The 10,081-nt window shown below is 42.5% G+C and carries 8 protein-coding genes; 7 read left to right on the top strand and 1 reads right to left on the bottom strand.

The genetic code is table 11. The features are described from left to right. The first annotated feature begins 689 nt into the window (after nucleotides 1–689). The 4 genes from QUD05_RS16015 to QUD05_RS16000 all read left to right on the top strand — a co-directional run bounded on the left by QUD05_RS16015 (nucleotide 690) and on the right by QUD05_RS16000 (nucleotide 5,989). Entirely contained in the window at nucleotides 690–1,727 is a 1,038-nt protein-coding gene (locus QUD05_RS16015) for an aspartate-semialdehyde dehydrogenase (RefSeq protein ID WP_289796924.1), read from the top strand. Nucleotides 1,728–1,913: 186 nt separating this feature from the next. Next, nucleotides 1,914–2,798 (top strand): 4-hydroxy-tetrahydrodipicolinate synthase, encoded by an 885-nt coding sequence (gene dapA, locus QUD05_RS16010; protein ID WP_289796923.1) that lies wholly within the window; start codon nucleotides 1,914–1,916, stop codon nucleotides 2,796–2,798. Nucleotides 2,799–3,079: 281 nt separating this feature from the next. After that, entirely contained in the window at nucleotides 3,080–4,852 is a 1,773-nt protein-coding gene (locus QUD05_RS16005) for a ribonuclease J (protein ID WP_289796922.1), read from the top strand. A gap of 759 nt (nucleotides 4,853–5,611) precedes the next feature. Further along, complete coding sequence (locus QUD05_RS16000; protein WP_289796921.1) at nucleotides 5,612–5,989, top strand: Mo-dependent nitrogenase C-terminal domain-containing protein; 378 nt, start codon at nucleotides 5,612–5,614, stop codon at nucleotides 5,987–5,989. A gap of 110 nt (nucleotides 5,990–6,099) precedes the next feature. Here QUD05_RS16000 and QUD05_RS15995 read toward each other — a convergent pair whose 3' ends face one another. Beyond that, nucleotides 6,100–7,965, bottom strand: a complete 1,866-nt coding sequence (locus QUD05_RS15995) for a caspase family protein (protein WP_289796920.1) — start codon at nucleotides 7,963–7,965, stop codon at nucleotides 6,100–6,102. Between the two features lie 202 nt (nucleotides 7,966–8,167). On the opposite strand from QUD05_RS15995, the gene QUD05_RS15990 reads away from it, so the two are divergent. The 3 genes from QUD05_RS15990 to QUD05_RS15980 all read left to right on the top strand — a co-directional run bounded on the left by QUD05_RS15990 (nucleotide 8,168) and on the right by QUD05_RS15980 (nucleotide 10,070). Then, on the top strand, nucleotides 8,168–8,659 hold the full coding sequence (locus QUD05_RS15990; RefSeq protein ID WP_289796919.1) for a hypothetical protein: 492 nt from the start codon (nucleotides 8,168–8,170) through the stop codon (nucleotides 8,657–8,659). Nucleotides 8,660–8,805: 146 nt separating this feature from the next. Further along, complete coding sequence (gene rpmF, locus QUD05_RS15985; protein ID WP_012407602.1) at nucleotides 8,806–8,979, top strand: 50S ribosomal protein L32; 174 nt, start codon at nucleotides 8,806–8,808, stop codon at nucleotides 8,977–8,979. Between the two features lie 485 nt (nucleotides 8,980–9,464). Beyond that, entirely contained in the window at nucleotides 9,465–10,070 is a 606-nt protein-coding gene (locus tag QUD05_RS15980) for a sulfite oxidase-like oxidoreductase (protein ID WP_289796918.1), read from the top strand. The last annotated feature ends 11 nt before the right edge of the window (nucleotides 10,071–10,081 follow it).

Genomic DNA, 10,081 nt, shown 5'->3' with positions numbered 1-10,081 from the left:
AGGACTTGACATTTTACCTTCATAACAATTTGGTTAATGGAGCATTGGGATTAGGGGGAGATGACAGGTGATAGGGAAAAAATCTGTAACTCTACCCTGTAACCTAATATCCTATTCGCCTCTTCATTCCCGACTCACTCTAAAATTTGGGAATTAATTATTCAGTGGGCTAACGCCGTGATATCCTGGTCTCAAAGAGTGGTTAGTACCCCAGATTAAAGTTATAGTATTAAGTCTAGGTATTATCTAGCTATTATTAAGTTATGTGTGGTAGGAGAGTGCATCTGTTACTTAACCACATAACTCAGTTTTACGTTGTGCTGGCTTTTTGCATTTAGTAATATATTCATCATCTTAGTCGCAAGTTTGTAGCTAATATATTTGTTTCTTTACAGAAAGGATGCTTGTTAAACCCCTAAATGCAGATATCTCCCTTTTTATGATAAATAGCCGTTTATTGTATAATATATAGTTATAGTAAATCAATGAAAAAATCGCCGTTATTTTAAAATGCAACATCACTTAACTTAATTAAAAAAATGTATTAAATATATAAAGATATATTAAATTAAAGAAAAATCTAAACCTATTAAAAATGTATTTCCAGACCGCGATCGCTATTTAAATATAACNNNATTGTCAATTGTTCCAAGAAATTGCAGATAAGTCTCTTAAAGGAGGAAGCAAGTTTGTCGAAATCCTATCGTTTAGCTATTTTGGGAGCGACTGGTGCAGTAGGCACAGAGTTGCTGGAATTATTAGAAAGCCGTAATTTTCCGGTTGCTGACTTGAAGTTATTGGCATCAGAGCGGAGTGTCGGGCGATCGCTGCGGTTTAAAGGTGAAAATATACCAATAGAGGCAGTGAGCGATCGCGCCTTTGAAAATGTCGATATAGTACTAGCTAGTGCAGGTGGTTCGACATCCAAAACTTGGGCAGCAATTGCCGTAGAAAAGGGCGCAGTGGTAATTGACAACTCCAGTGCCTTTCGGATGAACCCGGAAGTTCCCTTAGTAGTGCCAGAGGTGAATCCCCAAGCCGCAGCGCATCACCAAGGCATTATTGCTAACCCCAACTGCACAACGATTTTAATGGCTGTGGCAGTCTGGCCATTGCATAAAGTTAAACCAGTGCAGCGCATTGTCGCTGCAACCTACCAATCGGCTAGTGGTGCGGGTGCTAGAGCAATGGCAGAAGTCAAAACCCAAACAAGCGCTATACTACAAGGACAGCCACCGATTGCCGAAATATTGCCTTACCCATTGGCATTTAATTTATTCCCGCATAACTCCCCATTAAACGATTCGGGTTATTGTGAGGAAGAAATGAAAATGGTCAACGAAACCCGAAAAATATTTGGTACGCAGCAAATCAGAATCACTGCGACCTGTATACGGGTTCCCGTACTCCGCGCCCACTCAGAAGCCATTAATTTAGAATTTGAGACTCCCTTTAGTGCGAAGGAAGCCAGAGAAATTTTAAATTCCTCCCCTGGAGTTAAATTGGTAGAAGATTGGGGAACGAATCATTTTCCGATGCCAATTGAAGCAATAGGTCGAGATGAAGTTTTAGTGGGAAGGATTCGCCAGGATATTTCTCATCCTTGTGGCTTGGAATTATGGTTATGTGGCGACCAAATTCGCAAAGGCGCAGCATTGAATGCAGTACAAATCGCCGAGTTATTAGTAGAGAAAAATCTACTCAAACCATTAGCTATTAGTCATTAGTCACTTGTACTGGGCGTAGTCGTTGGCGTAGCCTCTCGTAGAGAAGTATTGGTCATTGGTCATTAGTAAAGTGACAAAGGACAAATAACAAATGACTAATGACACTTGAAAGCAATTTGCAGATAGGTTATTACAATAGAGAACCACCAAGATATAAAAACATGGGTAATCAGGAGTGAAAAAAGGGTGGGAGATTTTGGTAATGTTTTAACCGCTATGATTACGCCATTTAAAGCAGATGGTAGTGTCAACTATGATGTAGCGGCAGAACTGGCGGCACATCTAGCTAACAACGGTACAGATACATTGGTGATGTGCGGCACAACCGGAGAATCCCCGACGCTAAGTTGGGATGAAGAATACCAGTTGTTTGTCGAGGTATTGCAGTCCGTGGCCGGAAAAGCCAAGGTAATCGCAGGTTGTGGATCGAATTCAACCAAAGAAGCGATCGCAGCCACCCAAAAAGCGTCTAAGATAGGAGTACATGGTTCCTTACAAGTTGTTCCTTATTACAACAAACCGCCGCAAGCGGGATTGGAAGCGCACTTTAAGGCAATAGCACAAGCCTGTCCCGACTTACCGTTGTTGTTATATAATGTCCCTGGTCGTACCGGACAAAACCTTCAGCCAGAAACAGTTGCCCGGTTAGCTGAGGTTAGCAATATTGTCGGGATTAAAGAATCCACTGGTAATATAGATCAGGCTAGCGTTATTCGTCGCTTGACACCAAAAGAATTCCACATCTATTCTGGTGATGATTACATGACTTTGCCCTTGTTAGCGATCGGGGCAAAGGGTGTAGTAAGTGTGGCTTCTCATCTGGTAGGAAACCAACTACAGCAGATGATCCAAGCTTTTAGTGCGGGAAAAATTGAGGTAGCAAGCGACATTCATCTCCAACTATTTCCGTTGTTTAAAGCTCTATTTCTCACTTCAAATCCCATTCCAGTGAAAAAAGCACTGCAACTTCAAGGTTGGGAGGTTGGTTCAACTCGTCCGCCGCTATGTGAAGCTGATTTAGAAGTCAGTCAAAAATTAGAAGCGGTTCTGAAAGAACTTAGTTTAATTTAACCACCAACTTATTTAAATGCTGGTAGTCTCCTCCTTGTCAAAGATACATATAAACAACGATCATAATTGTTCATAAGTTGCAATTAAAAAACCTGTGCTAGGACTGATAGATATACTATGAATCCTTGAGTCTTACAGTTGATTTTATTGAATAAAAAATTGAAATCTTCAATTAAAACTTGATTGCTTTGGGACTGGCTTAAGAGACAGATGATGTTGTCTTAAATACAAGTTCGTTAACTATCAACTTAATTAACCACAAGTAACAATCTAAGGAGAAAATGGCTAAAAACGAAGCTAATAATTCCGCCTTGAAAATTATTCCTTTGGGCGGTTTGCATGAAATTGGTAAAAATACCTGTCTTTTTGAGTATGACGATGAAATAATCCTGTTAGATGCAGGATTGGCTTTTCCCACAGAGGCGATGCATGGGGTAAATATTGTCTTACCAGATACGACCTATCTGCGGGAAAATCGCCACAAAATTAAAGGGATGATCGTTACTCATGGTCATGAAGATCATATTGGTGGGATTGCCTTTCATCTCAAGCAATTTGATATCCCAGTGATTTATGGCTCCAGACTAGCAATGGCAATGCTAGAGGGTAAATTAGAAGAAGCAGGAGTCCGCGATCGCACGGAAATTAGAACAGTTCTACCACGTGATGTGGTGCGGATTGGCAAAAACTTTTTAGTTGAATATATCCGTAATACCCACTCCATTGCTGATAGTTTTACTGTTGCCATTCATACTCCCCTGGGTGTTGTCATTCACACAGGGGATTTTAAAATTGACCATACCCCAGTGGATGGTGAAAAGTTTGACTTGCAACGCCTAGCAGAACATGGGGAAAAAGGCGTTCTTTGTTTACTGAGCGATTCCACTAACGCGGAAGTGCCAGGATTTACACCTTCCGAACGTTCAGTTTATCCCAATCTGGAGAGAGTATTTAGTCAAGCACCTGGGCGATTATTTGTCACGACCTTTGCTTCTAGCGTCCATCGCATCAACATGATTTTGGATATTGCGAAGAAGCAGAACCGTGTAGTGACAGTTGTCGGGCGTTCCATGCTGAACTTGATTGCTCATGCCCGGAATTTAGGTTATATCAAGTGTGAAGATAATCTGCTGCAACCATTGCACGCCGTCCGCAATCTACCCGATGAAAGAGTACTGATTTTAACTACAGGTTCTCAGGGTGAATTGATGGCTGCAATGACCCGCATTGCTAACAAAGAACATCCTCACATTAAAATTCGTCAAGGAGATACGGTAGTATTCTCTGCTAACCCAATTCCCGGAAATACGATCGCTGTAGTCAACACCATTGATAAATTAATGATTCAAGGTGCGAAAGTAGTCTATGGTCGGGATAAAGGCATTCACGTCTCCGGTCACGGCTGTCAGGAAGAACAAAAACTGATGATTGCCTTAACTCGACCCAAATTCTTTGTACCATTCCACGGCGAACATCGGATGCTAGTGAAGCACGCAGAAACGGCTCAGAGTATGGGCATTCCCGCAGAAAATATGATCATTATTCAGAATGGTGATATTGTCGAACTGACAGAAGATGCCATTCGCGTCGCTGGTAAAGTGCCATCTGGTATTGAATTGGTAGATACTACTAGTTCGGGTATGGTAAGTGCGAAAGTGCTGCAAGAACGGCAACGCATGGCTTCCGAAGGGATTATCACGATCGCAGCTGCCATTGATTGGAATGGTAAACTGTTGGCAAAACCAGAAACTCACCTCCGGGGTGTAGTTACAAGTGTAGAGCGATCGCTCTTACAAACCTGGGTAAAACAACGCATTGAAGAAATCCTCTCTGTGCGCTGGACAGAATTTGCTCCTGAGCAGGGAGAAGCAGCAGATATAGACTGGGGTGGATTGCAAGGTACTTTAGAACGAGAATTGCAACGTTCCATCCGTCGGGAATTACAGTGTCAGCCATCTGTAACTTTGTTGATGCAAATTCCTGATGAGCCACCTGTAAAAGTTGCTGACGGGAGAAGACGGCGGACTCGGACTGCTGCTCAGGTAGCATCATAGAAAATTTCAGGTAAAAATCTCATACAGAGAGAAGTTTGAGCAGTGGCTTTCACCGCTCAAATTTCGATTGGCGCAAAGACACAGAATTTTTCTGAACGTCTTTGCGCTTTCTTTTGTAATGGGTATAGAAATTATCTATAGTTCTTGGAGGCGATCTCACTTGTTAGATTGCTGTCACTGAAGGCGTGCGTACAGCGTACTGCCAGGATGGATTGCTCTGTAGAGTACGGAAACACCCATAAGCAAGTTCATCTGATTTTAACGCTTCAGACTGTATCATTCTCAAACCGTGCTGCCAACCTAAGTTTTATGAAATGCTATCTATTATACTCAATCAGAAATCACTACTTTTACGGTATTCAGCCAGCGATGAACAAGTCACACTTACGTGAGAAAGTGGGAACACGGAGAGGAAAAAAGCCTTCTAGGATATTACTGATGTTTATACTTAGCAAAAATACTTTCAAAAAGACCTTATATTAAGTTCTGTAAATGTTACACTAAAACCTATCCAATGATGGATGTCTTTATTAAAATTTAAACTGTGTCAAGTTATGAACAAGATCGTAATATTACACTACCGATCCCCAGAAATTTGCGATTAACTTGACGTAGTAATAAATTAGGTTCTGACTTAAGTGGCTAATCAGGTATTACATTATATCGCAGTCAGAACGCGATTTTTCCGGGAAAGTTCGTTGCCACGTTGTATATATTCATCAAAAAGGTGAATAGCCTCAATAACACAGAGGGTTAACCATGAAGGTATTCGACAATACCACCAAAAAGATTTTTCTGGCTAGCTGGGTATCAATCAATCAAGCAGAGACTAGTGACCATAAAGGAACCCAGCTAAACCATTCTGTTTCCAAGCCTTACTGGGATATTCTCCAACCCTTACGGCAGCGAGTAGAAAACATTCAAGTCCGCGATCGCCAACTAGCTCATCGTTTGTGCAAACTGATCCCATCTCAGTGCCCCTTTGAGCGCGATGTCAAATTATTTGGGAAAACCCTGTTTCACATCCCACCCATGTGCAAGCTCAACCCCTTATATGAAGAAGTGGTTGGTTTACGTTTCCGAGCGTTGTGCTATCTAGCCGACGAGTGTGGCGAAGATGTATCGCAGTACTGCTAATACTGAGATATAAGCGCTGAGGTAAAAGTTAGGAGTCAGGAGTAACAGGTCGGGGATCAATAATATAACTCCTAATTCCTAACTCCTAACCATTTTTTATTATTTTTTTACTATTTATTTTGCCATTTTTGAATGGCATCTTGAGCATCTTCGTAAGCGCCTGTCTCCTCTGGCACTAACGCAGCAGTTGCAATTGCTGCACTACGATCTCCTTCGGCAGCGCGACTCTTAGCCAGGTCTAAAATTTTCTCACTCCATTTATTGATAGACTTTTGGGCACTATCAAAGCCTGGTTGTCCGGGTGGTACTTTCTTGGCAACTTCGATCGCCCGATTGTAGGTGGATGCCTGTCCAGACTTAATTAAGGCATTAGCTGCATCTAAAAGAGTTTTGTTACTCACATACTGCTTGCCCTCTAGCCGCCACAGGTTAATTGCTGCTTGTGCTTTGGCGTAGGGGGCTTCATCTTTGGTGATTAATCGAGCCGCAGCAATAGCGCTGGCATACTGTCTTTGTTTAGCACGACCTTCTGCTAAATCTAAAATCATCTGGCTCCAAATCTTAATATTCTCTTGAGCTTGTTCGTACAGTGGTTCACCAGGTTTAATTTTTCGGGCTGTAGCGATCGCCATGCTCAAATCGCTAGCCTGAGTTTGTCTGAGCGACATTTTCGCCAGGTCTAATACTGCTTGATTCCGCTTTTTTGACTGGGAACTAGAGGCTATTTGAGCGCTAGATTGGTTGCTAAGTCTAACTGGTGGAGTGCCGTCGTAGACATCGCTTGGTAAATTTTCGACAACCTGGCGATCGCTAACAGTAGCATTGGGTGATGCACTTGATATTTGCTTAATTCTAAAAGTTTCTTGATTACGCAGAAAAACTACGGCGATTAAACCTGCTACCAGCAAGCTGCCTCCGCCCCACAAGATAAACTGTTTCCAAAAAGGGATGCTTGGCTGATTCGCTGGCAATCGAGAGACGTAACCTTTAGAGGAATTGGGGATAAATCTTCCTCTAGTATTCACTCCCAAGGAAGTTTCCGCCATTGGCTGGGCAACTAATCTGCTACCTGACTCCTGGACTTTTTTACCTTTCACCTGTTGGGAGGGGTTCACACTAACTTCTCCCCGTCTGCCCCGATCTACTGAAGTTCTAGCGGAATCATCGAGGGGAGGAGCTGCAAGGGCAATAGCAAAAGATTCTTCAGGATAAATCACCGGTTCTGCTTGAAAGTCGCTTTCCACTGCCAATTCTGGCAAGATTACTTGCTGCCTTGATGGGATGATAGTGGCAGGATTTTGGATAGGACGCCAGTGATGGTGACATAATTTTGGCACGATCAGGCTTAGGTAGCTTTCTAAATCTGCCAAGTTGCTGCCATTACCAGAACGTAAAGCTTCTAATAAAGCTGCTGTAAAGAATCCGTGACCTAGTTCGCTACTCTCATGGGAAAATTGCTCTGGTTGGCAAGAAAGAATTGTTGCCAGTTGTAGTTCTTGGGCTAGTTCTATTGTTTCTTCGCCAACGGGGGCATCCGCTTGAGTGCCAAAAGCGCGGTTGATATCAAGTAGTAGCAATACATTCAGATCGGCAAGTTGCAGGCTTTGCATTAGCGATCGCAATTCTATGCCGGTCTCTTGCACCAGTTCCGGGTTGCCCTCTGCGGGCATTAAGTAATCTTTGCCCTTGTAATTAACTCCATAACCGCTAAAGAATAACCACAGATAGTCTTCCGGTTGCCAACTTGTTGCTGCCAAATCTTCAAGCAGCAGCAAAATATTCTCCTTCGTCGGATAAGTCGATCTATCCCCAATCGGCGGCGAAGTATCTGTCATCACTAGACAGTGCTTGGGGAGAAAACCTGCCTCTGTCACCAAAAAATCTTCTAGTGCCTCAGCATCTGCTTGGGCACAACTTAAAGGTTGAAATAACTGATATTGATTGATACCAATCGCGATCGCCCAGTAATTTGCCATCCCGCTCTTTGTCAGTTATTGTTGTTTGCTGGTCTTAAAATTGCGGTTGGCTTTGCTAAAAAAACAAAGCTAACCTATGTCTTATAGTCTAGGTGATTCTGATTGAATCTTAAGTTAGAATGTAATTTTTATTACGTTAATTAGCCGGAAAATACCTTTACCTAATTTCAATAACAGATCATTACTAAGGAGATAGAAGGTCATGAGCAAAATTTCTGCTCACCTACCATCATCGCTCGCTCCCTTTTCAGTTATTAGCCAAATTGCCAGAAGAATCCGGATAATTCCTTTAGTAGTTTTGCTCATATCTACTGTTCCTGCGTGGTTTTTGATGGAAGCGATCGCACCCCAGGTTGTGCGAGCTTACACCGCTAGAGTCGATCTAGCTATTGACCGTCTGCCGGAAGAAAACTATGAAACCGTTCTCAGAAGAGCGGAAGCGGTCGCTAGGGCAGCGGCTCAAAGGAGCTTCGACCAAGATATCTTGGTGACAGATGTTTCCATCATTGTGTCAGTACAAAATTATGGAGCGATCGCACCAGTCTTGACATTAGATGTCAGTCGTCCTCAATGGCGATCGCGTCCTGATGCTCAAAATTGGGCAACTTACTTTAAAACTGCGCGATCGCTACTTTTCTTTGAAAATACCTCTAATTCAGTTCCAGCAGCTAGTAGTGTGTCAACCCCAAAATGACGGATTGGGCTAGATACAGAGAGAAGTTCCAAGCCAAGGTTCCTTGATTTGGAACTTCTTAACTTATTCCTGACTCAACTGTTGTCTTTGGCGTCAGTGGATGGCCTAGAATAAGAAGGTTGTCAAGAATCGCGATATCTGCTGACATGGCTGTTCCTAAGAAGAAAACTTCAAAATCAAAACGAGATAAACGTCGAGCTACCTGGAGACACAAAGCTGTCGTTGAAGCTCAGAAAGCCCTCTCTCTGGGCAAGTCGATTTTGACTGGACGTTCGACATTTGTATATCCAACTGCTGAAGAAGAGGAAGAAGAATCATAATTTCCCAGTCAGGAAAAGCATGAACAGCACCGATAGATTTGATTGGTGANCTTTGCCAATGAAACTTCTCACTCCTGGATAAATGCTTTTTCTTAGCTTTCCTGATTGAATTATGAATCATAAACACTCTACATAAGCTCATTAGAACNAAAAAAATTGGTAGTGAGTAATTGGGAACATCCATTACCCATTACCTATCATTCACAAGTAATGATTAAGTCATCCTATAAAATAGGAGTCAGAATTCAGAATTCAGAATACTCTACCCATAAAAAGATAGAGTTTTAAGGCGAGAATATTTTAATTTTTTCGCCCACTAAACACTCACTTTTCAGCAATATTCGTCACCCACTCGTACAGAACTCATACTGAATTCTGACTCCTGAGTTCTGAATTCTTCTTATAAAAAGTAAAACATCTGGTGCTGTTGGCAACTCCACAAAGAAACTTGTAAATACCTTGAGAAAAATAAGTTTTCTCCAACTATGCTAGGAAAATTTTTTCAGAAACCAGGGAAGGAAGAAAGCGATCGCGTTCCTCCTGGTCAACACTTAGCTAAAGGTTTCCCCGTATTAACTTACGGTGCAACTCCCCAAGTCAGCACTGAGGAATGGGAGTTTAAAGTTTGGGGTTTAGCAAAACCTGCTACCTTTAGTTGGTCAGACTTTATGGCGCTACCTCAACACGAATTCACAGCAGACTTCCACTGTGTAACGCGCTGGTCTAAACTCGATGTCAAATGGACTGGCATTAAAGTTACAGATTTTATGGGTCTGGTTGAGTTAGACCCCAAGGCAGCCTACATTATGGAACACTGCTATGGTGGCTACACTACCAATATCTCTGTAGAAGATTTCATCCGCGAAGAAAACTTCTTTGCCTTTAAAGTTTTTGGTGAAGACCTTTCAACTGAACACGGTGGCCCGATGCGGCTAGTTGTTCCCCACCTCTACGCTTGGAAAAGTGCTAAGTGGATTAATGGTTTAGAATTTTTACCTGGTGAAGAACTTGGTTTTTGGGAGCGCAATGGCTACCATCGCCGTGGTGAACCCTGGGCTGAGGAGCGTTACAGCAACGCTTTTGGGTTTTAGGAGAGACGCGA

This window comes from Nostoc sp. GT001 (assembly GCF_030382115.1).
In the GTDB taxonomy this organism is placed as follows: Bacteria; Cyanobacteriota; Cyanobacteriia; order Cyanobacteriales; family Nostocaceae; genus Nostoc.
The sequence above is the reverse complement of the archived record's forward strand: the minus strand, read 5'-3'. Positions and strand labels throughout refer to the sequence as shown.